This window comes from Terrisporobacter glycolicus ATCC 14880 = DSM 1288 (assembly GCF_036812735.1).
GTDB classification, from domain to species: domain Bacteria; phylum Bacillota; class Clostridia; order Peptostreptococcales; family Peptostreptococcaceae; genus Terrisporobacter; species Terrisporobacter glycolicus.
The window spans coordinates 3,671,141-3,696,863 of sequence record NZ_CP117523.1 but is presented as its reverse complement, the minus strand read 5'-3'; the positions used below and the strand labels follow the sequence as shown (position 1 = coordinate 3,696,863).

The window sequence follows — 25,723 nt, the reverse complement described above, 5'->3', positions numbered from 1 at the left end:
TTATGAACAAAAAAAGAATTGGAAAAAGAACTATTAAATTAAATAATATGCCTACTATTATTGCAGCTTCTTCCATAGTAGGACCTAAAGAAGGACAAGGACCTTTAAAAGACAAATTTGACTTAATTTTGTCTGATGATTTATACGGTGAGAAAACTTGGGAACTGGCAGAAAGCAAAATGGTGCAAACTGTAATGAGAATGAGTGTGGAAAAAGCAAATAAGACATTGGAGGATGTGGACTTTCTATTCGGAGGAGATTTAATAAATCAATTGTTTCCAGCATCTTTTGCAGCTAGAGAATTAGGTATACCTTTCTTTGGTATATATGGTGCTTGTTCTACCATGTCAGAAGGGCTGTGCTTAGGTTCTATGGCCATAGATGGAGAGTATGCTAAGTATGTACTATGTGGGACTTCTAGTCACTATTGCACAGCAGAGAGACAATTTAGATTCCCTCTAGAATTAGGCAATCAAAAACCAATGACAGCTCAGTGGACAGTTACTGGTGCTGGTAGTGTTTTACTTACAAAAGAAGGTAAAGGACCTAAAATAAAATATATTATACCAGGGAAGGTTATAGATAAAGGAATTGATGATGGAAATAATATGGGTGCAGCAATGGCTCCAGCAGCAATAGATACCATATATTCCTATTTTCAAGATACAAAAGATGATCCTAATAGTTTCGATATTATTGCTACTGGAGATTTAGGTAAACTGGGGAAAGAAATAGTAATAGACTTACTAAAAGAAAAGAAGCTAGATATATCAAAAGTATACACAGATTGTGGTATAGAAATTTTTAATTTAGAAGAACAAGATGTACACTGTGGTGGAAGTGGATGTGGATGTTCAGCATCAGTATTTTGTTCATATATATATGATAAATTACTTAAAAAAGAATTTAATAAAGTTATGCTTGTATCAACAGGTGCTTTATTATCTCCAACAAGTACACTTCAAAAGCAAACTATACCATCAGTAGCTCATGGTGTAGTAATTGTAAATGAATAGGAGGTATAGCTTATGTTATTAGATTATATAAAAGTATTTATAGTTGGTGGCCTAATATGTGTAATAGCTCAAATAATGATGGATTATTTCAAGATGCAAACACCTTATGTAATGGTTACCTATGTAAGTTTAGGAGCAATCTTAACATTTTTAGGAATATATGAACCAATAGTTAACTTTGGTGGTTCAGGTGCTACAGTGCCTATAATAGGATTTGGGTATTCCTTGGCAAAAGGAGTTATGAAGGGAATAGAAACAGATGGATTTTTAGGAATATTTACAGGAGGAGTAACTGCTACAGCTGGCGGTGTGGCAGCTGCAATATTCTTTGGTTATATAATATCTGTGATATTTAACCCAAAGACAAAACCATGATAAAAAAAACTTCCTTAATAATTAAGGAAGTTTTTTTATTTATATATTTATTAATTAACTTTATCAGTACCTTCTGTTGTATTATCTACTGGTTTATCTCCTGAATTATCTTCATTGCCTCCACCATTATCAGTACCACCATTATTAGTATTACCGTTGTTGCCATTGTTACCGCCTGTATCTTCAGGAGGTGTTGGCTCTTCTGGTTTTTCTGTATTATCTTCGTCTGGAGGATTATCACCATCACCAGCACCATCAGTATTTGGTTTCTCTTCAGCAGGTTCTTTTTCTTGAACTGGAGGTGCTTGACTACTTGCACGTTCAGGAGCAGTTCCTTCAATAAATGCAGCATTTACACCATAAGAAGAAGTTCCACCATCTGATGGATTTATTTTAGCAAAGTAAACACCTTCAGGTTTAGTAAAGCTTTCTACAGGTGTTAAGTTTTTGTGTATAGGAGTCATAACACTTGACCAAAGAGAAGCTGCGGAAGAACTTGTTCCAACAACGCTTCTTCTTTTTTCTCCTGTTCCAGCATCGTCACCTATATATGTTGCTCCAACATAGTATGGAGTATAACCAACAAACCATGCATCTAAAGCATCATTAGTAGTACCTGTTTTACCTGCAACAGCCATATTGTCTATAGCAGCTTTTTTACCAGTTCCTTCTTTAACAACTGCTTGAAGCATATCAGTTACAACAAAAGCTACATCTTCACTAACGGCTCTATTTTCTTGTGGGTTAGATTTAGCTATTAAATTACCATCAAAAGTTTGAATAGTAGTAAATACTGTAGGTTCCACATAAGTACCACCATTAGCTAGTGTACCATAAGCAGCCGCCATTTCTAATGGAGATATACCATAAGCCATACCACCTAAAACTAAAGAAGGGAAGTATCTATCAGTATTACTTTCTTCTTTTGTCCTACTATCTAGTAATGTTGTTATACCAAAGTTTTTAAGGTAATCCATCATAACATCTGTACACTCAGAATATGAATCTCCTAGAGTTTCAGCAACTTTTACTGCAATAGGGTTTGATGACATGGCTAAAGCCTTACGCACACTCATCATACCAGAACCAGCAGTAGTAGTTTTTGGATTCCAGTCCTGGTTCTTTTTAAATTTATATCCGCCTCTTGCGTCACTAAATGCCCTAGATTGTGTAGTCCTTTTAGTGTCTATTGCAGGCGTATAAACTGATAAAGGTTTTATAGTTGATCCAGGTTGTTCTGGATTAGTAGCTCTATTTAAAGTTCTTTTACCCTTAACATATCTACCACCTATTAATGACTTAATTTGACCTGTTCTATAGTCTAATATAACCATGGCTGATTGAGGTTGAACAACTCCATCAGCACCTTCTCTAGTTTCAGGGAAATTACTTTTATTATCATATTGTGTTTCTAGGTTTTTTTGCATACCAGGATCTATAGTAGTAGAAATTCTAAGTCCACCATTATAGTACATATTTTGTGCTTCTTCTTTTGTATATCCCTGATTCATTAAAGCTTCTACTACTTCAGAATAAACATAATCTTCAACAGAAGAAACAACTGTTTCTTTAGCTTTTGGTAGCTTTATTTCAATTGGAGCAGCTGCTTCTTTGTCATATTGAGCTTGTGTAATATATCCTAATCTTAACATTTTTGATAAAATAGCTTTTTGCTTTTCTTTAGCAGCTTCTCTAGGCACGGCTTTTCTAACAACAATAGTTTTATTTCTCAACTGATTATATGTTTCAGGTGATATTAAGCCCCAAGAGTTTATTTTATCTATCATTTGTAATTCTACTTCGCTTGGTTCATCCCAAGTATCCTCTGTTGTATTAGTATAGAATAATAATTTATTTTCTACATCTTCTTTAGTTTCAGATCCATCTAACTTTTCTTTTATATATGGTGAATACTTACTTGGATTATTAGTAGAAGCCATTAATAAAGCAGCTTCACCTGCAGTTAATTTTTCTGCTGATTTACTAAAGTAACCTTGAGCTGCAGCCTCAGCACCATATAAACCATTACCAGCATAAAAGTTATTTAAGTAAGCAAGTAATACATCGTCTTTTGACATTGTCTTACTCATCTCAAAAGCATAGTAAATATCTTTTATTTTACGAGTTATACTTTGTTCTTGAGATGTAATTAACATCTTTGAAACCTGCATTGGTATTGTGGAACCACCTTGTTTATTACCCATAAGAGTATTTATTACAGAACGTGCTAAACCTTTCATGTCCACACCATTATGTTCATAAAAACGCTCATCTTCTGCAGCTATTAAAGCATGTTGTAAATCCTTACTTATCTTCTTTATATCAGACACAGGTTCCTTTTTGTCAGAAGTTTGTGCTTTTGCTAGTAAATTACCATCAGCATATAAAATTTCTGTTGTTTGGTATGTTTTTTTATCTAAGTAAGCTTTGTTAATAGTGTCTGTGTTTCTAAGTGAAGCAAACACGATACCAGATGTGGCAGCCACACCTACTACTAAAAGTACTAGAAATACTAGAGCAACTGTTTTAACACCTTTAAATCTTCCAGATCTTTTTTTACTAGAAGTTTTTCTTTTACTACTAGTTCTACTGGAATTGCTCGATTTGCTCGATTTACTCGAGGCTTGAGATGTATTTCTTTTATCTGAAGAGCTTACTTTTCTTCTCTTGATTTTATTCTTATCATCACGATTATCTCTTCCCATAAGATTAACCTCCTTATTTTAATGAATAATTATAACATATTTAAGGATTTTTACAAAATATCCTTTATGCTGATTTCAGTTTAAGTAAAAGATACAATATAATTATACATTTATAATATACAAATAATAAAGTAAAATTATTAATTTTATACAATAATTAGTAAAAATATTCGATTTTAAGTATAACATTAAATTATGTTAATATTTATATTTTCACAAAATAATTAAAAAATATTTATTTATATTTTAGTTTATATTGTTAGTATTAACTATTTCTTAGATATTTAAAAACATATAAAAAAATAAAAAAAAGAACTGCTTTTAAGCAGTTCTTTTAATTAGATTCTTCTAACATCCATTTAATATAAACACCATATCCTACAGTAGGATTGTTTTCTAAAGCATGTGATACAGCACCAACAATTTTATTACCTTGTACTATTGGAGTTCCACTCATTCCTTGTACAATACCACCAGTTTCATTTAAAAGCTGAGGATCAGTAATTTTAATCTTAATTCCTTTAGAATCAGGTTTTCTTTGCTTTTCAATATTAACTATTTCAATATTGTATTTCTTACAAGTGTTATTTTTATTTTGTAAGATAATTTGTGCTTTACCTAATTTAACTTCATCTACTTCAGCAACTTTATATTTTTTGCAGTTAGATAAATTAATATTATCAACGGAACCTTTAATACCAAAAGTAGTATTATCGTCAAATTCACCAACTAGATTATTTTTTGTAGCATTTATACAACCAACATTACCTTTATAAGATTTTTTTATATTTAAATTATCTGTAAAAGAAATACAACCCTTTTTAATAGGAATTTTTTTAGTAGTTCCAATGTTAATAGAGTGGGCTACAGCACCAAATTCCTTTGTTTCAGGATTTATATAAGTCAAAGTAGCAAAACCTGATATTAAGTTATTAAAATTGATTTTTTCTAAGGCATTTTTATCACATTTTAAACAAAAAACTGAATTTTCTCTTCTTATTAAAACTGATATATCATCAGTTTTGCTTAAGGAAGACATAACGTAATTAAAATCTTCGTAAGAAGTAATATCATTATTCTCTACCTTTAGAATAGAATCACCCATTTTTAAAGAACACCCATTAACTTCATTTCTGACAATGATATTTTTTAATTGAGCATCAATTTGCAATATATTTCCCATTGGTATTAAGTACTCACAATCGCTTTTTTCTAAGGATTGTGAATAAATAAAATTATTTGAGAAAAAATATAGAAAAACATAAAAAAATATTAAAACTAAACCATTAATTTTATTTTTTATCTTTTTTAAAGCAACTTCATCTTTTAAATTTTTATTTAAAATATAAAACACCTTCTTTCTGTCATGTGTTCATGTTGGTGCTTTAATATTATGTTACGCATTATAAAAGTTTTAATCCTTGGAAATGAGTTTCAAGAAGGGCGAAGATTTCATAAAAAAACAAAGGATAATTTAAAATGGCTAAATTTAAAGGACAAAAAAATAAAAGAAATAAAAACATGTAATTTATTGTAAAATATGTTTTTATTTCTTTTTTTTGATATTTTTTTTATTATTATTCTTATTCTGTGACGAAGTTACTGCAACATCAGCAACAGGAGGAACAAAGATTGGGTTATTAGTATTGCTATTACAATTGTTTACGCTTTGTATTAAAGCTAATTCATCAGATAAAACAGCAAAAAAAGTAGATAATATTCCTAAATCTGTTGAAGACAATTCTTCTCCCAAAGCAATGGCAAGAGTTGAGGCTAGGACAATATAATCTACAGAGCTAAAACAACAAAGTTTAGAGTTTGTATTTTGTTTGTTATTAGTCTGACTATTTGGATCATTATTAGAAGAGTTTTTATTATTTAAGTTATTAGTATTTTCTTTTTTACAGCTACTTCTTTTTTTAGGTTTTCTTTTTTTATTTGACTTACTTTTAGACTCACTCATTTATTTAATCTCTAAATAGAGACTTATAATCACCTCCAATCTAGATATATAAATATATATGTTAAAAATAGAAAATAAAAAACTATGAAGATAAATAAGCCAATGGAAAGTGGAAATAATAACTTATATTAAATATTATAGAAAAAGAAAGGAAGGCTTATGAAAGTTTATAAAGTATTTCTCATTATGATCATGGTTTTAGGAATAATTTTTATAGGAAAGTCAGACCCAATGAAAAACTTATATAAAAATAGTGCATCTATAATTACAGGACTAAAAATAGATGACAAAGATAAAGACTCAACTAAAAATGCAAAGAAAAAAGAAAAAGTTGAGAAATATTTAATTTGTATAGACCCAGGTCACCAAGCTAAGGGTGATTGGAAAAGTGAACCTGTTGGTCCAGGCTCATCATACCAAAAAGCTAGGGTTTCTTCTGGTACAGTTGGGATAAGTACAAAAAAACCAGAATATATTTTGAATTTAGAGGCATCTGAAGTTTTAAAACATATATTAATAAGTAAAGGTTTTGACATTATTATGACCAGAGAAAGTCACAATGTAAATATAAGTAATCGAGAGAGAGCTACATTTGCTAACGATCATAATGCAAATATGGTGATTAGAATCCACGCTGATGGTTCTGACGATACATCAATAACAGGTGCATCTATTTTAATTCCATCACAGAAAGGCAAATATACATCATCAATCTTCGAGGCTAGCTACGAATGTGCAAATTTAATAAAAAATAAAATGGACGATGGAGGATTCAAAGTTAATGGAATCTTTGAGAGAGATGATTTAACGGGTTTCAATTGGTCCAAGGTACCAGTAGTATTAGTAGAAATGGGGTTTATGAGTAATTATAATGAAGATGAAATGATGTCTAATAAAGATTATCAAAGAAAAATGATGCAAAGTATTGCTGACGGAGTAGAAGAGTATTTTCAGACTAATTAAAGTGGTGATATAAATGAAAAATCGTTTAGAAAAGGCTTGTGGTAGGATAATATCTCAAACTTTTAGAGTAGTGAATCCTATTAAAAAGAAAATAATAGATACAAACTGCGAAGTACATTTATTTATTCAAAAAAGTGCAATAGATGTACTAAGAGAAGAAGGTTATGAAAAACAGTTTCAATTTTATAATAATTTTGAGTCATATATAAATAAAGGATTAGTATGGGCGGATCAAGATTTTAAGTCATATTTCCATTTTTATAATCCAGAAGACAAAAGAGGAATGTATGGACATACTACAAATGCCATGACATTGGCAAATACTTATTACAAAAATGCATTACACTTTATTAATAAAGATGATTATGAAAACGGAATGGCTTATTTTGGAGCTATGTGCCATGTAATTCAAGATGTAACCATACCTCAACATGCTAAAAGAAAACTACTAGATAGTCATAAACAATTTGAGAATTACGTAAAATTAAATTATAGAAAAGTAAAACGTTTTAAAACTAAGGAAGGTCCTTTAGTTTATAATAATATAAGCGAATATGTAGAGTCTAACTCTAGAAGTGCTTTGAACTTTGACTATATGTACAAAAATGTACATGAAGATAAAACTAAGTTTTATCTAGTAGCTTTTAATGCATTAAATCTTGCCCAAAGAAGTACAGCTGGATGTATGCTAATGTTCTATGATGATTTAGATATGATAAGAAAAAAAGAAAAAGTAAATAAATATAATTAATAAATAAAAAGGGTTAACTTAAAAAATTAAGGTAACTCTTTTTATTTATATAAACATAGTGTACTTATTGAAAAAGGTAAAAATAATAAATATACATTTTTATTAAAATGAAATATAATAGTATAGATATTATAGACAAAAAATTTATGAAGAGGTGTGAAAATGCTTGTAGTAGAAAATGTCAGTCATGGATTCGGGGCTAGAGTTATACTAGAAAATGTATCTTTTAGACTTAAAAAAGGTGAACATATAGCACTTGTTGGTGCAAATGGAGAAGGTAAATCTAGTTTTTTAAATATAATAACAAAAAAACTTATGCCAGATGCAGGAAATATAAAATGGTCTTCAAGAGCAACTGTTGGTTACTTAGATCAGCATTCAGTTCTTGAAAAAGGAAATACAATAAAAGATATTCTTAGAGGTGCCTTTAAGCACATGTTTGAATTAGAGCAAGAAATGCTTGCTATGTATGACAAAATGGGTGAAGCAAGTGACGAGGAGATGACTAAACTTCTTGAGGAAACTGCTGAAATCCAAACAATATTAGAAAATAGTGGATTCTATACAATAGATGCAAAAATCCAAGAAGTAGCTAACGGATTAGGTCTTGGAGAAGTGGGACTAGATAGAGATGTTGATGATTTAAGTGGAGGACAAAGAACAAAAGTACTTTTAACTAAATTACTTTTAGAAAGTCCAACAATACTTATACTTGATGAGCCTACTAACCACTTAGATGAGGAACATATAGTATGGCTTACTAGATATCTTCAAGAATACGAAAACAGTTTTATTTTGGTATCACATGATGTTCCATTTATAAATGATACTTGTAACGTAATTTATCATATAGAAAATGGTGAGCTTACTAGATACAAAGGTAACTACGATGAGTTTGTAAGACTTAATGAAATTAAGAAAAAACAAGAAGAAAGTGCTTATGAAAGACAAGTTGAAGAAAGAAGAAAGCTTGAAGATTTCGTTCAAAGAAATAAAGCAAGAGTTGCTACTCGTGGGATGGCTAACTCAAGACAGAAAGTTCTAGATAAAATGGAAGTTTTAGAAAGACCAAAAGAGAAAATAAAACCAACATTTAACTTTAGAAATGCTAGAGCAGCTTCTAGATTTATATTCCAAACAGACAACTTAGTATTAGGTTATAATGATCCTTTAACTAAACCATTAAACTTCCAATTAGAAAGAGGGCAAAAAATAGCTCTTAAAGGGATGAATGGTATAGGTAAATCTACATTACTTAGAACTTTACTTGGAATGCAAAAAGCATTTGATGGTTCAGTACAGTTAGGTGATTATTTAGAAGTAGGATATTTCGAGCAAGAGTCTTCAAAGGACAACTACAATACTGCTTTAGATGATGTATGGAATGAATATCCAGTATTAACAAACTATGAAGTAAGACAAGCACTAGCTAAGTGCGGTCTTTCAAATGAGCACATAACTTCTCAAGTTAGAGTTCTTAGCGGGGGAGAAGCGGCTAAGGTTAGACTTTGTAAGTTAATGCTTAAAGATATAAACTTCTTAGTACTTGACGAACCTACTAACCACTTAGACGTAGAAGCTAAGGATGAACTAAAGAAAGCAATAAAAGAGTTCAAAGGAACTGTTTTATTAGTTTGTCATGAACCTGAATTCTACAGTGATATAGTAGATGATGTGTGGAATATAGAAGATTTCACAACTAAAATAGTATAAATTTAATTTTAAAAATATGAGCAATGGTATATTTATATATCGTTGCTTAAAAAATATAAAGGGAAATACAAAATTTATTTCAAGGGGAGTATAAATGAAAAGATTATTAAATATCTTAATTTCATTTTCACTGGCTATTTTTATAATTAGTGGTTCAGTTATATTAGGTTTAAGGTGCAAGAGTTTATATTATTATGATGTGAAAAAATTAAACATAAGTGAAATGAGTGGATTTACTGAAGAAGAGATTAAGCAAAACTATGATTATTTAATTGATTATAATCTAAATAAAAATGTGGAAGAATTTCATTTGCCTACAATCAAATATTCTAAAGAAGGAAAAATTCATTTTGAAGAAGTAAGGAATATCTTTCAGATAGTTAAAAATGTGTTTTATATAAGTGGCCTAATTTCTGTTTTGGGCATTATTTTAAGTATTAAAAATAAAAATATAAAATTTTTAAATACTGCATCTATAATGACCATATTACTACCCATAATTACAGCTATTCCGCTTATGATTAATTTTAATTATTTCTTTATAAAATTTCATGAGGCAGTATTTTCAAATGATTATTGGATTTTTGATCCGAGCATAGACCCAGTAATTAATATGTTGCCACAAGATGTGTTTTTTCATATAGGAGTATTTATTTTAGCAATAATACTTATGATAAGTATTTTGCTACAAATATCTTATAGAATATTAAATAAAAGATATAAATAAAAGCGAGCTCATATCATATTGAGTTCGTTTTTATTATATAAATTAATATATTTTAATGATGGATTTTATTGGTACGCATGGTTTATTAGCTAAAATAGCGTTATAAAATCTCACTGTAAAACAGTTTCAAATACTAAATTCATAGATGCAACATCAGAATTTGTGGACAATAGTGGCTATTTAATAAATCATAACGGAGATGGACTACATATATCGTCTAAATATAACAATCAATTTTATAACAATATATTTAATGCAATAAAAAAATCAAAAAATAAGTAAATTATTTAAAAACAAAAAAGGAGATAGTGATATCTCCTTTTTTGTTAATCATCTTTTCTAGTTATATTAATAATATCTTGAAATTTTCCAATAATATAATCATAATTATCTCTTCTATGAGGAAGAGTACATTTAGAACAATCTTTAATACCGCTATCAGTGTATCTGAAATTGCCTCCACACTTATCTTTTAGAGCATAAAGGGGACAATAACAAAATAGACAATTAAAATTGTCAGGGTCATTTGTTTTATGACAAGGAAAGTATTCACATTCTTTATGATTAAAGAATTTATAATTTTCACTCATAAGATAAAACCTCCTATTATTAATAATTTAATTATACTAAATATTAACTTTAATGGTATAATTATAAAAAATTATTATTTATTTAATTACAAAAAATATAGCAAAGAAAATGATTTTAAACATATACATACATTAAGATAAAGAGGTGTAAAAATGGAAAAACAACAAGAAAGAGCCTTACTTATAGGACTTAATATAACAACAAATGTGAAAAGAATAGATGACATAGATATAAACGAATCAATGGAAGAGTTAAAAGAATTAACTAAGGCTGCTGGAGCAGAGGTTGTTGGAAGCTTAATTCAAAATAGACCATCTATTGATGCAGCGTACTATGTTGGAAAAGGTAAGGTAGAAGAACTTAGAGCATACTGTGAAGCTACGGATGCTACTATGGTAATTTTCAACGACGAATTATCGGGAGCTCATATAAGAAACTTAGAAGAAGCTATAGGCAGAAAAGTTATAGATAGGACTACACTTATATTAGATATATTTGCTCAAAGAGCCCTAAGTAAAGAAGGGAAGCTACAAGTTGAACTTGCCCAGCTTAGATATAGAATGCCAAGACTGTATGGTATGGGTGGAGAAATGAGTAGAACTGGTGCAGGGATTGGAACAAGAGGACCAGGAGAACAAAAATTAGAAATAGACAAAAGGATTATACTAAATAAAATAGCAGATATAAGAAGAGAATTAAAAGAAGTATCAAAAAACAGAGAAACTCAAAGAGTTCAAAGAATGAAATCAAATATGCCAATAGTTGCATTAGTTGGATATACAAATGCAGGAAAATCAACTTTATTAAACGAATTAATAAAAACACACAAAGATTATGAAGAGGAAAAAGAAGTATTTGTAAAAAATATGCTGTTTGCTACACTAGATGTAACTTTAAGAAAAGCAACTTTACCTAATAAAAGAGATTTTTTAGTTGTAGATACAGTTGGATTTGTAAGCAAACTTCCACATGACTTGGTAAATGCTTTCAAAGCTACGCTTGAAGAGGTTCAATATGCAGATTTAATACTTCATGTTATCGATGCAACTAATAGTAGTTATGAACTTCAAAAGCAAACAACAGAATCTGTTTTAAAAGATTTAGAAGTTGGCGAGAAGAAAACAATTATAGTATATAACAAAGTTGATAAGCTAGAACTTGATATTTATCCAAAAAATCAAAAAGATAAAGTATATATTTCTGCAAAAAAAGGAATAAATATGGATAAGTTATTAAAACTAATTGAAGAAGCCTTAATGGAAGATACTCATGAAGTAAGCCTTTTACTTCCTTATGAAAGAGGAGATATATTTAGCAAATTAAAAGACAAATACAATGTTAATGATTTTAATTATGAAGAAAATGGTATTTCTGTTGATGTAAATTTAGATGAAGAAGATTATAATATATATAAGGACTATATAAAATAATTTTGGGTAATAAAATGGATATAAATTGGAGTAATTTTGACCAACTTGAAGATCACTTCATTACCTATCTTCTTTATAAGGAGTCCAAGACAGTACCACAAATAAGTAAAATTAGAAACATATCTACAATTGAAGTAAAGGATCAACTAATTAAGGCAAAACTAGAGATAAAGTCAATGTCTAAGAATAAAATTGAAAGCTCTAAAGACATATTAGATAAGTATTTGGAGCTAGAAAAATCTGAGAGACTTGATTTTATTGACGAATTAGGTTTAGATGAAGACAGGATATTAAAGTTCAAAAGAGAGCTTTATAAAAGGATCAGGCTAGAAAAAAATGCTGAAGATCTAATAATTTTAATATGGACTACTGGGGAATTAAAAGAGGAAAAATATTTAGATTTATTACACTCTCTAACAATGCATAGACATTCAGATGTTAGAAGAATTACATACTCAGCTATTAGAAAAATCCAGTCGCCTAAAAGTAGATCATGCTTAGAAAAGGGATTATACGATTCTAATCCACAGACTAGACAGTATTGTGCAAAAGCTTTATCTGTAGTTGGCAACAATAATAGTTTACAAATTTTAAGAAAACTATTATTGAAAAGTAATTATGAAAAAGAATATGTATTAAGAGCTTATGAAGAAGCAATTAAAGCTCTTGAGGAAGAAAGTTTTTAGCAGTATCAGCAACAGACAACTTAATAATTAATTGTTATCAGAGATTTATCTCCGCAATTTAACAAAATGTAATGAAAAATAATTCAAAGGTTAATAGGAGGGGTTTTAAAATGATAGTAAGACGTTGTGCAGGTGGAGTTGTTTTTTACGCAAATAAAGTACTTTTATTAAAAAATGATAGACATGAATGGACATTGCCAAAAGGAAAAGTTATTGAAGGTCAGTTGGCAGCAGATAGTGCTGTAAGTAGAGTAAAGAACGAGACAGGAGTAGATGCTTGTCCATTAGTAGTAGCAGGAGATACTATGTATGAATTTTACTCAAGAAGTAGAAAACAACAAGTTTGTAATGCCATAGTTTGGTATGTAATGGAAGCTGAAAACCCAGAATACATAATAAGAGAAGATTTTTTAGATGGTGGTTTCTTCAAAATCAAAGATGCCATGGATATGTTATCTCATAACAAAGAAAAAGCGTTAGTTGATGTTTCATATAAAAAATACAAAGAAGAAAAGAAAAGTAATACAGAAATTGCAAAGTAAAATATAATATAATTAAATAAGCAAATTCAAGAAAGGGTAAATCCCTTTCTTTTTTATAATACAGGAGGAATTGATGAGTAGTTATAAAACATTACATAAGTTTGGATCAGATGAATATATAGTTGAAAAATCAACATTTATAGGATATGCAAAACCCATAAATACAGAAGAGGAAGCTATAGAGTTTGTTAATGAAATAAAGAAAAAACACAAGGATGCAACTCATAACGTATGGGCTTATACTGTTGGGGAAAATATGAACATACAAAGATATAGTGATGACGGCGAACCTCAAGGAACAGCTGGTATCCCTACTCTAGAAGTAATAAAAAAGGAAGATTTGAGAGATGTGGTAGTTGTTGTAACAAGATATTTTGGGGGTATAAAATTAGGTGCAGGGGGATTAGTTCGTGCTTATACTAAAGGTGCAAAAATAGGTATAGAAGCAGGAATTGTAATTGAAAAAGTTAAATATACTGAAGTAAAGATTAAAATTGAATACACACAACTTGGTAAAATACAAAATGAAATAATGAATCTTGGCTTTACAGTTAAGGATACTATATATTCAGAAGATGTGGAAATAATAGTATATTCAAAAGTTGAAGATGTAGAATCATTAAGGGAGAGAATGATTGATATAACAAGCGCAACAGCAGACGTAAGTTTAGGAGATGAATACTATTTATCAGAAAAGGATGGTGAATTAATATTATAAATTAGTTTATAAAAAAGGAAATAAGCTAATTTAAAATGAAAAAATACATTACTGGGGGTAGCTATGTTAAAAAATATAGTATTAATTATTTTATGTAATTTATTAATGTATTTTATCATAATGATAGTCACAAGAATTAATAGAAGAAGATGTAATAAGCATTCTACTGAGAAAAGTAAAGAAAATAAGATAAAAGAATTAAATGCAAAAGTAAGTCACTTAGAGAAAAAATTACTTATTCAAGATATTTTAAATCATATAAATATAGAAAGTGAGATTAATGAAAAAATCTACTATGCCAATAAAATCATTGAAGCATATAAAGGTGAACCTGTAGGATATTATTTTAGGGGAAACTTGTATATAGAGTTTGAAAGGTATGAAGAAGCAATAAAAGATTTTGATAAAACTATTCAGCTCGATAAAAAGTATAAGGAAGCATATAGATGTAAAGGAGTTTGTTTATCTAGGCAAGGCTATTATTATGAAGCCTTACAAAATTATAAAAAGGCTATAGAGATTGACGAAGATTATGAAGTAGTTCATTATAATATGGGTGTTTGTTATTCTAAATTAAAAAAATATATAAAGGCCATAGACTGTTATACAAAAGCTTTACACTTAGATAAAAATGATATTAGTGCATATTATAACAGAGGAAGAAACTATAGCAGGATAACTAGATATGATGATGCTATATCAGATTTTACAAAAGCCATAGAGTTAGAAAAATTTGATGATAGACTATATTATAATCGAGGAATTGCTTATTCACTTTTAGAAAAACATGAAGAAGCACTAAAAGACTATAAAAAAGCTATTGATATTAATCAAGACTTTGCAGATGTATATTATTATGCAGGTTTTTCGTACTATTTATTAGAAGAGTATTATGAAGCTCTAGAATATTTTAATACGGCTTTAGAAATGAATAGTGGATATGAGCAAGCCTACTATGGTAGAGCTTTAGTGAATTTGAAAATAGATAATTATAAAGAAGCTATAAAAGATCTTAACGAAGTGTTATATTTAAATGATAATAATGCAAAGGCTTATTATAAAAGAGCCATTGCTTTAGATAATTTAGATAGACATGAAGAAGCGATAAAAGATTTTACAAAAGCTATTGAATTAGACTATAAAGATGAAAATATTTATTATAATAGAGGTACTTCGAAATCATTAATAAGGGACTTGGAAGGGGCGAAAAAAGATCTAACTACTGCCTTAACGTATAATTCTGAAGAGTTTAGGATATATGATGTAAGAGGTATGATAAATTTAGAGCTGGAAGAATATGAAGAAGCTATAGATGACTTCACTTCTTCATTAAGTTTGCTCCAAAGTTCCATATCCTATTACTACAGAGGTTTAGCATATTACGAACTGAGACAATATGATAATGCTATAGCAGATTTTACAAAATCCATTGAAATAGACCCGGATGATTTAAAAGCATATCAAAATAGAGGAGATGCATATTGTAATATGGGAAATTATGATGAAGCAATAAAAGATTTTTCTATGGTATCTCAACTAGAAGAAAACTTAAAATAAAATTCTAGGTACTAAATCTTGTAAAAGATATAGTACCTTTTTATTTATTATTGTTATCATAAATACCTTTTTTTATTTCATATAGTCCTATGAAAAATAAAAATACTCCAAATGCTTTTCGTAGTATTTCTGAGTTTAGATATTCGGCTAATAAAGAGCCACCTATGGCAGCTGCCATACCGAATATGGCTATGGGAAGTACTAACTCATATTCTACATTTTTATTTTTTATATGGATAATTAATGCTGCAATAGTCATTGGTATGGAAGAAATTAAGTTTATACTTTGTGCTAACTTAGGGTCTATATTTGAAAATAAGACCAAGGCAGGAATTAGTATGGTTCCACCGCCCATTCCCATTCCACCAATAATTCCAGCGAAAAATCCAATTATACCAACAAGCATTAAAACACCATCCTACATGCTGCAATTATCATTACTACTCCAAATCCAATTCTTAAAAATTTCCCATTTAATTTATTTAAAAGTTTTGCACCAATAATCCCACCAATTATACTACCTATAGCTGCTTGTACAGTTAAATTTATATCGAAGGTACCTTTTGATATGTATATAACTGAACTAGTTGTAGATAAAAATATGATTACTGCAAGAGCAGTAGAGTGGGATTTATGTTCTTCTACCTTTAAAATATTATTTAGTATGGGAACTAATAAGGTTCCACCACCAGAACCAAAAACACCATTGATAAATCCAGTAAATAAACCTATTACAGAATTTTTAATATTAAAAGGAGTGGATTGTTTTTTCATAAAAATTCACCTACCTTGAATTAGTTTTAACCAAAACAGGAATTTTATTTAATAAATAATGAAATTCTGTTAAAAGATTATTTAATATAATGTATACAAAACATAATAAGGATGTATGCTATAATAGACTTAAAAATGTTTAGTGAAAGGGGCAAAATTATGAACAGAAGTGAAAAAATTAAAAAAACTGTTGAATGGCTAAGAGAAAAGGTAAAGGAAGCTAACTGCAAAGGATTAGTAGTTGGAGTTTCAGGAGGAATAGATTCAGCAGTGGTTGCAAACCTTATAAAAAGAGCATGTCCGGATAACTCTATAGGTGTTATAATGAGCATAAATAGCAATCCAAAAGATAGAGAAGATGCACTTAAAGTAATTAACGGATGTGGAATTGATTATATAGATATTGATTTAACAGAACCACAAATGACAATTAGAAACGTGGCCTTAAATGCATTAAAAGAAAAAAACTTATTTAATCCAGATGGAGAAAGAACAGCAGATTCAAACTTAAGAGCTAGAGTTAGAATGTGCACATTATACACTGTTGCAAATGATTTAGGATATTTAGTTGTGGGAACAGATAATGCAGCAGAGGTTCATACTGGTTACTTTACTAAATACGGAGATGGTGGAGTAGATTTAGTACCTCTTGCAAACTTAACAAAAGCTGAAGTTTATGAATGGGCAAAAGAGCTTGGAATACACGAAGATGTAATAAACAAAGCTCCATCAGCAGGTTTATGGGAAGGCCAAACTGATGAAAATGAAATGGGGACAACTTATAATATGATAGACAAGGTAGTTGAAGGAAAAAGGGATGAGGTTCCTCAGAAGGACCTAGAAATAATAGATAGACTTCATAGAATAAGTGAGCATAAGAGACAAGTCGCTCCTAAGCCACCAATATTTGATTAAATTTAATATAAAAATCTCAATAATAATTACACACATTTACTAATTTGATTTTTTATGTTAAAATTTACGGTGTTAATAAGATTTAATTTTAATGTGGCAAACACATAAGAAATAAGGAGTGGAACTATGGGTCGTATAGGTAACATTATCAATAGAAAAGGTAAACAAGATGCAAAAAGAGGAGCAATATTCACTAAGCATGCAAGAGCTATAGCTGTTGCAGCTAAAGAAGGTGGAGGAGATCCAGAATACAATGCAGCTTTAAAAACAGCTATAGATAAAGCTAAAGCTGATAATATGCCAAATGATAATATAAGTAGAGCTATAGCAAAAGGTGCTGGAGCTGGTGCAGGTGAAGACTACTTCAAAAACACTTACGAAGGATATGGACCAGGTGGAGTAGCTGTTATAGTTGAAACATTAACAGATAATAAAAACAGAACTGCTGGTAATATGAGATACTACTTTGATAAAAATGGTGGTAACTTAGGAACTACTGGTTGTGTTGGATTTATGTTCGATAGAAAAGGACAAATATTAATAGCTGCTGAAGGTGTGTCTGAAGATCAACTTATGGATGATGCTTTAGAAGCTGGGGCAGATGATATAATAACAGAAGAAGACGGATTCGAAGTTGTAACAACTCCAGAAGACTTCAATATGGTTAAAGATGCACTAGTAGAAAAAGGATATGAATTCGTATCTGCTGATGTAAAATTAGTGCCTCAAACTACAACTGTATTATCAGAAGAAGGTCAAGTTAAATCTATGGAAAAATTAATAGACTTACTTGAAGATGATGACGATGTACAAAATGTATTCCATAACTGGGAACAAGCATAATATTTTAATGAAAAACTTTTAGAGTGTTAATACAAATACCTCTAATTATGATTTATAGAGAAATCTATATTGATTAATTGGAGGTATTTTTATTTATGTAATTGAAGTTTATAAAATAGCTGATATTTTAATAGAAAAAATATATTTTTACAAATGTATCCAACAAAACGTTTAAGGAGGGAGAATATGGAAATTAGGGATGTGGAGTTAGTCAGAAGATACTATTAATTTTTATGAAAGTGAGGGATTGATTATTTTAAAAAGAAATTCTAATTTAGAGAGACAAGATGATGAAAATAATATTTAACAGTTAAAGTATATAAAACTATTATAAAACTAGATATTACAATTTATAAAATAAAGGAACTTAATAATGAAAAAGTATTTCTAAAATGCATAGTAGAAGAAAAAATGAAAGAGTCGGAAAATGATAAAATTAATATAGAAGGCAAGGAAGATATTATTAAGGATATATTAAAAGATATAAGTAGAAATATATAAATATAAATGAATATATAGAACATGTAGAATGCATAGAGGATGGAGAATACGCAGAACTTATATCTGATTTAGATAAAATTGGTCAACATAGTTTTAATTACAATAAGTTTTATGGCACCAATAATGGGGTTTTATCTGGATATTGGCGAAAAAAATTATAGCTCAATTGGACTTAAAAGTAGTTTATCAGTAGAGCTAGAAGTATTTGATAAGTTAGCCTTAGATAAAAGTGAAGTAGCAAAAGTAGCATCCAAAGAAAACTATAAGTTATGTGATTTAGATAAAATATATTTAGATATATTTTTATGTTTAAAATAAAAGAAATATTAATATATATTTAATAATAATATTATAATTTAATTAGGAAAGGTGGGATTATATGAAAGAAGTTCTAAATAATCGATGCTGTGTTTGCGGTGGAAAAATAATGAGTGAAGAAGATTTAACTGTATGTGAAAACTGTAATAATATTTATCATAAGATATGTTGGCAAGAAGTAAAGGAAGAATGTATATATTGTCATAATAAAATTAAAAAAGAGGAAGTTGGTAATGATAAAAGTAAATAGTAATAAATTTATAATATAAAAGTTAGATATGGAAAATATCTAGCTTTTTTTGTGAATAAAAACAATAAAAAAATTACAAAATATTCCTGAAACTATAAAATATGATGATACAATAGTATAAAGAGGAAATGACATAAAAATTAAATTTTGAGTAACAGATTTATCTGAAGTAGTAGTGAAGATATGTCGCTCAGAAAAGGTGAATTTTTTACATCGATAAGAAGCTACATATACATAGGTTTAGAATAAAAACAAAATCATAGAAATAGAAAGGGGTAAAACAAATGTTATACACACCAAAATATATTTATAATAATGATTTAGATAAGAAGATATGTAAATGTTCAGAATGTAAAAAATATAGAATATTATATTGCCATTCCAATATGATTGAAAATAAAAAGGAATCTACTAAAGAAATTAACAGTGATATTATAGCTGTTTGTTCTAAATGTGGAAGTACATATAGATTTAATTTAAAACATTTATCAGATATAAATGAAGATACCTATGAAGTAGGAAAAGTAAGCTTAATAGAAGAAAAATATCCTCTAATAAAAGAAAATATAACGAAAAACTATAATTCTTATGACTCTGTATCAATAATAAAATCAGAAAATTTTTTAACAAAGCTTATCAAAGATGACAGAGAAGGAGATTTAAAAGTATCAGATTATGTATTTATGGAAAAGTAGTAATGCCTTGTATATGTAGATAAAATTATTAATAAAGGCTTAATGCCTTTATTTTTCTGAATAAAAGTATAGGAGATAATAAATATGGTTACTGTTACAAAGTATTTAACACATGCAGATTTAAAAAGGAAAATATGTGATGGCCATGAAGAAGAAATGTTAAAAGTTTTATTTAAAGAAGTTAATGAATCGGAGCTTAGAATTAGGCCAGAAGAAGGCATGGCAGGAGCGAACATATTAAGAGAAGAAAAGATAATAGCATCTTGTAATCACTGCAAAAAAGTATATTTTTTAATGACTACATTTGAAGGTGGTATAAAAGATCAGTATATAAGTATAGACTCTGTAGAATTATTTGATGGAAGTATGAGAGAACTTAGGCAGGTTATCAATAATATGTTTGATGAACATGAAAGCGAAATCGTTAGTGTAGCAACAGATGATCATGCTATAAAAGTATTAGATAAATATGACGATGAAGAAAAAATAGTTACTAGATATGTGTATTTAAATAGAGAAGACAAAGACTTGTACAAAGATTTGTTGGAAGATTAAAAAGATTGGAACTTAGGTTCCAATCTTTTTTTATGTAAAGATTATTGTAATTACTTACATCTGAAGCTTCCACAATATGTTTGTGATAAAGCAGTTGCGCTATCTGCATTAGATGTTATAGCCACATCTCTTAATGCGCAAATCACACCTGCATTATTTACACATGTTTTTACAGTACAATTTACAGAACTACATTGAGTATTGTCTAAGGCGCTATTACTAAAATCACTATAACCAGATTCGTTTACAAAAGAACTACAGCAAGTGTTATTACTAGTTCTTGCTTTTTTGCCATTTACGGATATTTTATTTGCGTAACAAGTACCGTTGGTATTGTATGCGCAATTATTAACATTACAACCTACTAATGCCATAATAAAAACCTCCTTTTTAATTAATCAATAATTAGTATGGACTAAATTTACAAAAAATATGAGGGTAAAAAATTAAATTTGAATAATTTACATTGTATACTTTTTTAATTTATGAAAATAAAAGCCAAGACTTAAATTAAGAGATGGCTTTAAAAATTATATTTATAAAATTAAGTGAAATATTTAAGATATTAATCTAACATATAAGTTTTTTTCCATTAATATTCGAGCAATTAAAGAAGCTGATAAAGGATAAGACTTTGCCGGTTGCCAAATATCAATTAATTTTTTTTCAAAATCACTTAAAGAAACAAATTCTTCATTTTCTATTTTTAAAGAATATCCTTTAGTAAAATCTCTAATTTTTAAAAAGTCTTCTAATGTAAGCTCATAGAAAAGTTGTGTACTATGTTGAGGGGGTTTTAAAAAAATTATATTTTGTTTAAACTCTATAAAGTCTAATCTATCAACCAAATTTTTAATATTTTCACTCAATAAAATCACCTCCATGTATTGAAAATAAAATATTACTTTATAATATGTATAAAACTAGGCAAATGAGACAAAAATACTTTAATAAAAGTTACTATTTTTTTCTAAAATATGAAGGAAATATATCATAGAAAATAACGTAAGTAAGGAGGTTATTTTATGTTCGAAAAGAAAAAAGAATTTTCTTGGAAAGTACCAATGTTAGTATTATTAGGAGTAATTGTTTTATCATGTGGAATAGGTATAGGTGTACAGGTTAAAGATACTCATCAAACTAGACAAGCTCTTCAGTCAAAAACAGAATCTAAAGAAGTTTTTAACCTTAACTCAGATTGTGAAATTTGGGTACAAGGTCAAATAACAAGTAGTGGAACATATGAGAGTCCAAAAATGATAGGAACTATACCAAAGGACTTATTAAATAAAAGTAAAGATGAAATAGCATCTTATTTCAAAGACAAATACCCAAATAAAGAAATAGCAAGTATGAATCAGTATGAAATTATTTTATGTAACTCACAAGCAAAAGAACCTTCAAAAGCAAATAAATATGCTATTGAAGAAAAAGATGGATTTGTACATGTATATAAATATGATAAAGATGGAACAAAAACTGATTTAGAAAAAACAAACATATCAGTAGATTCTCTTCCAAAATCTGTACAAGATGAATTGTCATCAGGAATATTAGTAAATAGTGAGGATGAGGCGTATACAAGACTGGAAAATTTCGAAAGTTAATAATTAATACATTTTAATAATAATATTAAATACCCTTATATAAAATTTTATAGAAGGGTATTTTATTTTTTAGAAGTTAATAATGTATTTTACTTAGATTGAAGATGGATTTTTATAATGTATCCTATTACTCTAACTTTGCAATCCTATGGTATAATATTAAAGAACATAAGTTTTGTATAAAACTTAATAGGAGGTCTTTAGTTTCATGATAATATTAGGAATAGATCCGGGAATAGCCATAGTAGGTTATGGGATAATAGAATATAAAAATAATAAATTTAAAGTTATTGATTATGGTGCAATAACAACTCCATCAACTATGGAGACAACGAAAAGATTAGAGAAAATTTATAAAGGTATAGACCTTCTTATAAAAAATTATGATATAGATGAAGTTGGGGTAGAGGAATTGTTTTTCAATAAAAATGTAAAAACGGCAATTACAGTGGCACAAGCCAGAGGGGTAATCTTACTAGGGTGTTCCCACAATGATAAGTCGATTTATGAATACACACCATTACAAGTTAAACAAGGTGTAGTTGGATATGGAAGAGCAGGAAAATCACAAGTCCAACAAATGGTTACATCTATGCTAAATTTAAAAGAAATACCAAAGCCGGATGATGTTGCCGATGCTTTAGCTGTAGCAATATGTCATGCTCATGCAAATAAACTTGAAAAGACATTAAAAAATATAGGTATGAAATAAGGAGAAAATTATGTATAGCTATATAAAGGGAATAATAGAAGAAATTAATTTAGATCATGTTGTAATTGAGAATAATGGTATAGGATATAAAATCAACGCTTCGGCAAATACTATAATGAAGGTACAATTAGGACATGAATGTAAAATTTACACAAAGCTTATAGTAAAAGAAGATGATATGAGTCTTTGTGGATTTTATGATAAAGAAGAATTGAGGATGTTTGAATTGCTAACATCTATTTCAAAAATAGGACCTAAGGTTGGACTTGGGATATTATCTTTTGCTTCACCAAAACAAATCGGGGCATACATACTAAGTGAAGATATAGCAAAATTATCAAAAGCTCCAGGAGTAGGTAAGAAAACAGCAGAAAGAATAGTCTTAGAGCTTAAGGACAAAATAGACAAAAACAACGTGGAATTTGAGGCAACTTTATTAACTAATCAGCCAGTAGCAGTTTCTCAAGATGAAGCAGTAGATGCATTAGTAGCCCTTGGATATTCTTTACAAGAATCAAAAGATGCAGTACAAAAATGCAAAAAAGATGGACTAAATACAGAGGATATTATTAAAAAATCATTAAGTTACTTAATGAGTAAATCTTTAAGATAATAAAGAAAGGGGGAAGTTAATTGTACGGATTTGAAGATGAAGACAGAATAATTACATCTAGTATGCAAAATGATGATGTGGATATAGAAAATAACTTAAGACCTAAGTTACTAGCTGATTATTTAGGACAAGAAAAAGCTAAAGAACAATTATCTATATTTATAGAAGCTGCAAAAAGTAGGAATGAACCACTAGACCATGTTCTTTTGTATGGGCCACCTGGTCTTGGAAAAACTACTTTGGCTGGTATAATTGCAAGTGAAATGGGAGTTAATCTAAGAATAACATCAGGCCCAGCCATAGAAAGAGCAGGGGATTTGGCAGCTATATTAACAAACTTAAATGAAAATGATGTACTATTTATAGATGAAATACACAGAATAAATAGAAGTGTGGAAGAAGTATTGTATCCTGCAATGGAAGATTATTGTATAGATATAATAATAGGTAAGGGTCCATCAGCTAGAAGTATACGACTTGATTTGCCTAAATTTACCCTTATTGGAGCAACAACGAGAGCAGGTATGCTTACAAACCCACTTAGAGATAGATTTGGTGTTATATGCAAGCTTGATTATTACACGGTTGATGAATTAACTCAAATAGTAATAAGGTCAGCTAATATATTAGGTGCAGAAATTGAACATAGAGGAGCAATGGAGATTGCTAGACGATCAAGAGGAACACCAAGGATAGCAAATAGACTTCTAAAAAGGGTTAGAGATTATGCTCAAGTTAGAGCAGATGGAAATATAACATCGGAAGTTGCAGACCAAGCACTAGAAATGATTGGCGTAGATAGCTTAGGATTAGACTATGTAGACGAAAAATTATTATTAACAATAATAAATAAATTTAAAGGTGGTCCTGTAGGTTTGGATACTTTAGCTGCTTCAATTGGAGAAGACAGAAATACAATAGAAGATGTTTATGAACCATATTTACTTCAACTTGGATTTATTAATAGAAGTCCGAGAGGAAGAATAGCTATGCCAAATGCTTATAAACATTTAAATATAAATTATCCAGAAAAGTAGAATAATAATATTATTACAAATAAAAGTATAAATTCTCATAGTAGAAAAAAATTAAATTTTTTGTTATTATGGTAGTTGTATGTTTAAGGCAATATATTATTGAAAGAAGGTTTAACATTGAAAACAAGCGATTTTTATTTTGATTTACCAGAAGAATTAATTGCTCAAGTACCTATTTTAGATAGATCTAGCTCTAAACTAATGGTATTAGATAAAGAAACTGGTGAAGTAAGTCATAAAATTTTTAAAGACATAATAGATTATTTAAATCCAGGAGATTGTCTTGTATTAAATGATACAAGAGTTATTCCTGCAAGATTAATTGGTTCTAAAGAAGGAACTGGCGGAAAAATAGAGTTTTTACTTTTAAAAAGAAATGAGGATGACACTTGGGAAACTTTAGTCAAACCAGGTAAAAGAGCTAAAATAGGCACTAGATTCTCATTTGGAGAAGGAAAACTTATAGCTGAAGTTGTTGGAATGGGCGATGATGGAGCTAGAATAGTAAAATTTGAGTATGAAGGTATTTTTGAAGAGGTTTTAGATGAACTTGGAAATATGCCATTACCACCATATATAACAGAAAGATTAGAAGAGAGAGAAAGATATCAAACTGTTTATTCTAAGCACAATGGTTCAGCAGCAGCACCTACAGCAGGTTTACATTTTACTGATGAATTACTACAAAAAATTAAAAATAAAGGCGTAGATTTAGCTTTTGTAACTTTACACGTTGGTCTTGGAACTTTTAGACCGGTAAAAGTAGATGATGTTTTAGAACATGATATGCATTCTGAGTACTATATGGTTACACAGGAAGCTGCAGATACAATTAATAGATCAAAAGAAAATGGTAATAAAGTGATAACAGTGGGTACAACTAGTACTAGAACTATAGAATCTGTAGCCGATGAAAATGGAAAAATGAAAGCAGCATCAGGATGGACAAAAATATTTATTTATCCAGGATATAAATTCAAAGTTGTAGATAACTTAATTACAAACTTCCACTTACCAGAGTCTACACTAATAATGTTAGTAAGTGCACTTGCTGGAAAAGAAAGTGTATTAAATGCATATAACTGTGCAGTAGAAAATCATTATAGATTCTTTAGTTTTGGAGATGCAATGTTTATAAAATAAATATAATGTGTGTAAAAAGGGGA

Annotated in this window: 30 protein-coding genes; 22 read left to right on the top strand and 8 right to left on the bottom strand. The window is 29.0% G+C overall.

Going from position 1 to position 25,723, the window contains the following annotated elements; genetic code table 11:
* Positions 1-2 precede the first annotated feature (2 nt).
* Both spoVAD and spoVAE read left to right on the top strand, forming a co-directional pair.
* A complete protein-coding gene (gene spoVAD / locus TEGL_RS18025; RefSeq protein ID WP_018592100.1) occupies positions 3-1,016 on the top strand; it encodes a stage V sporulation protein AD in 1,014 nt (337 codons plus the stop codon).
* Between the two features lie 12 nt (positions 1,017-1,028).
* Complete coding sequence (gene spoVAE, locus TEGL_RS18020) at positions 1,029-1,391, top strand: stage V sporulation protein AE (RefSeq protein WP_018592101.1); 363 nt, start codon at positions 1,029-1,031, stop codon at positions 1,389-1,391.
* Between the two features lie 50 nt (positions 1,392-1,441).
* Here spoVAE and TEGL_RS18015 read toward each other — a convergent pair whose 3' ends face one another.
* The 3 genes from TEGL_RS18015 to TEGL_RS18005 all read right to left on the bottom strand — a co-directional run bounded on the left by TEGL_RS18015 (position 1,442) and on the right by TEGL_RS18005 (position 6,059).
* Positions 1,442-4,096, bottom strand: a complete 2,655-nt coding sequence (locus TEGL_RS18015) for a transglycosylase domain-containing protein (RefSeq protein ID WP_018592102.1) — start codon at positions 4,094-4,096, stop codon at positions 1,442-1,444.
* Between the two features lie 334 nt (positions 4,097-4,430).
* Positions 4,431-5,279 carry a SpoIVB peptidase S55 domain-containing protein gene (locus tag TEGL_RS18010; RefSeq protein ID WP_242827286.1) on the bottom strand — a complete coding sequence of 283 codons (849 nt, stop codon included), beginning with the start codon at positions 5,277-5,279 and terminating at the stop codon, positions 4,431-4,433.
* Between the two features lie 363 nt (positions 5,280-5,642).
* Positions 5,643-6,059 carry a hypothetical protein gene (locus TEGL_RS18005; protein ID WP_018592105.1) on the bottom strand — a complete coding sequence of 139 codons (417 nt, stop codon included), beginning with the start codon at positions 6,057-6,059 and terminating at the stop codon, positions 5,643-5,645.
* A 159-nt stretch (positions 6,060-6,218) separates the two neighbouring features.
* Between TEGL_RS18005 and TEGL_RS18000 the strand changes: the two genes are divergently transcribed.
* The 4 genes from TEGL_RS18000 to TEGL_RS17985 all read left to right on the top strand — a co-directional run bounded on the left by TEGL_RS18000 (position 6,219) and on the right by TEGL_RS17985 (position 10,213).
* On the top strand, positions 6,219-7,022 hold the full coding sequence (locus tag TEGL_RS18000; protein WP_018592106.1) for an N-acetylmuramoyl-L-alanine amidase family protein: 804 nt from the start codon (positions 6,219-6,221) through the stop codon (positions 7,020-7,022).
* A 13-nt stretch (positions 7,023-7,035) separates the two neighbouring features.
* Complete coding sequence (locus TEGL_RS17995) at positions 7,036-7,773, top strand: zinc dependent phospholipase C family protein (RefSeq protein ID WP_018592107.1); 738 nt, start codon at positions 7,036-7,038, stop codon at positions 7,771-7,773.
* Positions 7,774-7,929: 156 nt separating this feature from the next.
* A complete protein-coding gene (locus TEGL_RS17990; RefSeq protein WP_316719570.1) occupies positions 7,930-9,486 on the top strand; it encodes an ABC-F family ATP-binding cassette domain-containing protein in 1,557 nt (518 codons plus the stop codon).
* A 94-nt stretch (positions 9,487-9,580) separates the two neighbouring features.
* Positions 9,581-10,213 carry a TIGR01906 family membrane protein gene (locus tag TEGL_RS17985; protein WP_018592109.1) on the top strand — a complete coding sequence of 211 codons (633 nt, stop codon included), beginning with the start codon at positions 9,581-9,583 and terminating at the stop codon, positions 10,211-10,213.
* A gap of 326 nt (positions 10,214-10,539) precedes the next feature.
* On the opposite strand, the gene TEGL_RS17980 is transcribed toward TEGL_RS17985, so the two are convergent.
* Positions 10,540-10,803 (bottom strand): cysteine-rich small domain-containing protein, encoded by a 264-nt coding sequence (locus TEGL_RS17980; RefSeq protein ID WP_018592110.1) that lies wholly within the window; start codon positions 10,801-10,803, stop codon positions 10,540-10,542.
* Positions 10,804-10,956: 153 nt separating this feature from the next.
* Between TEGL_RS17980 and hflX the strand changes: the two genes are divergently transcribed.
* The 5 genes from hflX to TEGL_RS17955 all read left to right on the top strand — a co-directional run bounded on the left by hflX (position 10,957) and on the right by TEGL_RS17955 (position 15,737).
* A complete protein-coding gene (gene hflX, locus TEGL_RS17975; RefSeq protein ID WP_018592111.1) occupies positions 10,957-12,234 on the top strand; it encodes a GTPase HflX in 1,278 nt (425 codons plus the stop codon).
* Between the two features lie 14 nt (positions 12,235-12,248).
* Positions 12,249-12,920: a HEAT repeat domain-containing protein gene (locus TEGL_RS17970; RefSeq protein WP_018592112.1), complete on the top strand. Its 672-nt coding sequence runs from the start codon at positions 12,249-12,251 to the stop codon at positions 12,918-12,920.
* 110 nt (positions 12,921-13,030) lie between these two features.
* Entirely contained in the window at positions 13,031-13,462 is a 432-nt protein-coding gene (locus tag TEGL_RS17965; RefSeq protein WP_018592113.1) for an NUDIX domain-containing protein, read from the top strand.
* Between the two features lie 73 nt (positions 13,463-13,535).
* Positions 13,536-14,180, top strand: a complete 645-nt coding sequence (locus tag TEGL_RS17960; protein WP_018592114.1) for a YigZ family protein — start codon at positions 13,536-13,538, stop codon at positions 14,178-14,180.
* Positions 14,181-14,243: 63 nt separating this feature from the next.
* Entirely contained in the window at positions 14,244-15,737 is a 1,494-nt protein-coding gene (locus tag TEGL_RS17955) for a tetratricopeptide repeat protein (RefSeq protein WP_018592115.1), read from the top strand.
* Positions 15,738-15,777: 40 nt separating this feature from the next.
* Here the strand turns inward: TEGL_RS17955 and TEGL_RS17950 are convergent, their stop codons facing one another.
* Both TEGL_RS17950 and TEGL_RS17945 read right to left on the bottom strand, forming a co-directional pair.
* Positions 15,778-16,143, bottom strand: coding sequence for a sulfite exporter TauE/SafE family protein (locus TEGL_RS17950; protein ID WP_018592116.1), 366 nt, complete (start codon positions 16,141-16,143; stop codon positions 15,778-15,780).
* A complete protein-coding gene (locus TEGL_RS17945; protein ID WP_018592117.1) occupies positions 16,143-16,511 on the bottom strand; it encodes a sulfite exporter TauE/SafE family protein in 369 nt (122 codons plus the stop codon). Before TEGL_RS17945 ends, TEGL_RS17950 begins: the two co-directional genes overlap by 1 nt.
* A gap of 159 nt (positions 16,512-16,670) precedes the next feature.
* Here TEGL_RS17945 and nadE point away from each other — a divergent pair, with 159 nt between their 5' ends.
* From nadE to TEGL_RS17915, 6 genes are all read left to right on the top strand, one after another.
* Positions 16,671-17,426 (top strand): NAD(+) synthase, encoded by a 756-nt coding sequence (gene nadE, locus TEGL_RS17940; protein WP_018592118.1) that lies wholly within the window; start codon positions 16,671-16,673, stop codon positions 17,424-17,426.
* Positions 17,427-17,552: 126 nt separating this feature from the next.
* Positions 17,553-18,269, top strand: coding sequence for a YebC/PmpR family DNA-binding transcriptional regulator (locus TEGL_RS17935; protein WP_018592119.1), 717 nt, complete (start codon positions 17,553-17,555; stop codon positions 18,267-18,269).
* Between the two features lie 579 nt (positions 18,270-18,848).
* Positions 18,849-19,088: a hypothetical protein gene (locus TEGL_RS17930; protein WP_018592121.1), complete on the top strand. Its 240-nt coding sequence runs from the start codon at positions 18,849-18,851 to the stop codon at positions 19,086-19,088.
* A 61-nt stretch (positions 19,089-19,149) separates the two neighbouring features.
* Positions 19,150-19,338: an RING finger protein gene (locus tag TEGL_RS17925; protein WP_018592122.1), complete on the top strand. Its 189-nt coding sequence runs from the start codon at positions 19,150-19,152 to the stop codon at positions 19,336-19,338.
* Positions 19,339-19,622: 284 nt separating this feature from the next.
* Positions 19,623-20,033 carry a hypothetical protein gene (locus tag TEGL_RS17920; RefSeq protein ID WP_018592123.1) on the top strand — a complete coding sequence of 137 codons (411 nt, stop codon included), beginning with the start codon at positions 19,623-19,625 and terminating at the stop codon, positions 20,031-20,033.
* An 84-nt stretch (positions 20,034-20,117) separates the two neighbouring features.
* Positions 20,118-20,588: a hypothetical protein gene (locus TEGL_RS17915; protein ID WP_018592124.1), complete on the top strand. Its 471-nt coding sequence runs from the start codon at positions 20,118-20,120 to the stop codon at positions 20,586-20,588.
* Between the two features lie 50 nt (positions 20,589-20,638).
* Here the strand turns inward: TEGL_RS17915 and TEGL_RS17910 are convergent, their stop codons facing one another.
* Together TEGL_RS17910 and TEGL_RS17905 are read right to left on the bottom strand one after the other, a co-directional pair.
* Positions 20,639-20,962 (bottom strand): DUF1540 domain-containing protein, encoded by a 324-nt coding sequence (locus tag TEGL_RS17910; protein ID WP_018592125.1) that lies wholly within the window; start codon positions 20,960-20,962, stop codon positions 20,639-20,641.
* 183 nt (positions 20,963-21,145) lie between these two features.
* The gene (locus TEGL_RS17905) at positions 21,146-21,457 is read right to left on the bottom strand and encodes a hypothetical protein (RefSeq protein WP_018592126.1); all 312 of its coding nucleotides are present in this window, start codon (positions 21,455-21,457) and stop codon (positions 21,146-21,148) included.
* Between the two features lie 156 nt (positions 21,458-21,613).
* Between TEGL_RS17905 and TEGL_RS17900 the strand changes: the two genes are divergently transcribed.
* The 5 genes from TEGL_RS17900 to queA all read left to right on the top strand — a co-directional run bounded on the left by TEGL_RS17900 (position 21,614) and on the right by queA (position 25,700).
* Positions 21,614-22,195, top strand: coding sequence for a hypothetical protein (locus TEGL_RS17900; RefSeq protein ID WP_018592127.1), 582 nt, complete (start codon positions 21,614-21,616; stop codon positions 22,193-22,195).
* 208 nt (positions 22,196-22,403) lie between these two features.
* Positions 22,404-22,907, top strand: a complete 504-nt coding sequence (gene ruvC / locus TEGL_RS17895; protein ID WP_018592128.1) for a crossover junction endodeoxyribonuclease RuvC — start codon at positions 22,404-22,406, stop codon at positions 22,905-22,907.
* A 10-nt stretch (positions 22,908-22,917) separates the two neighbouring features.
* A complete protein-coding gene (gene ruvA / locus TEGL_RS17890; RefSeq protein WP_018592129.1) occupies positions 22,918-23,520 on the top strand; it encodes a Holliday junction branch migration protein RuvA in 603 nt (200 codons plus the stop codon).
* 20 nt (positions 23,521-23,540) lie between these two features.
* Complete coding sequence (gene ruvB, locus TEGL_RS17885; protein WP_018592130.1) at positions 23,541-24,557, top strand: Holliday junction branch migration DNA helicase RuvB; 1,017 nt, start codon at positions 23,541-23,543, stop codon at positions 24,555-24,557.
* A 117-nt stretch (positions 24,558-24,674) separates the two neighbouring features.
* The gene (gene queA, locus TEGL_RS17880) at positions 24,675-25,700 is read left to right on the top strand and encodes a tRNA preQ1(34) S-adenosylmethionine ribosyltransferase-isomerase QueA (protein WP_018592131.1); all 1,026 of its coding nucleotides are present in this window, start codon (positions 24,675-24,677) and stop codon (positions 25,698-25,700) included.
* Positions 25,701-25,723: the final 23 nt, after the last annotated feature.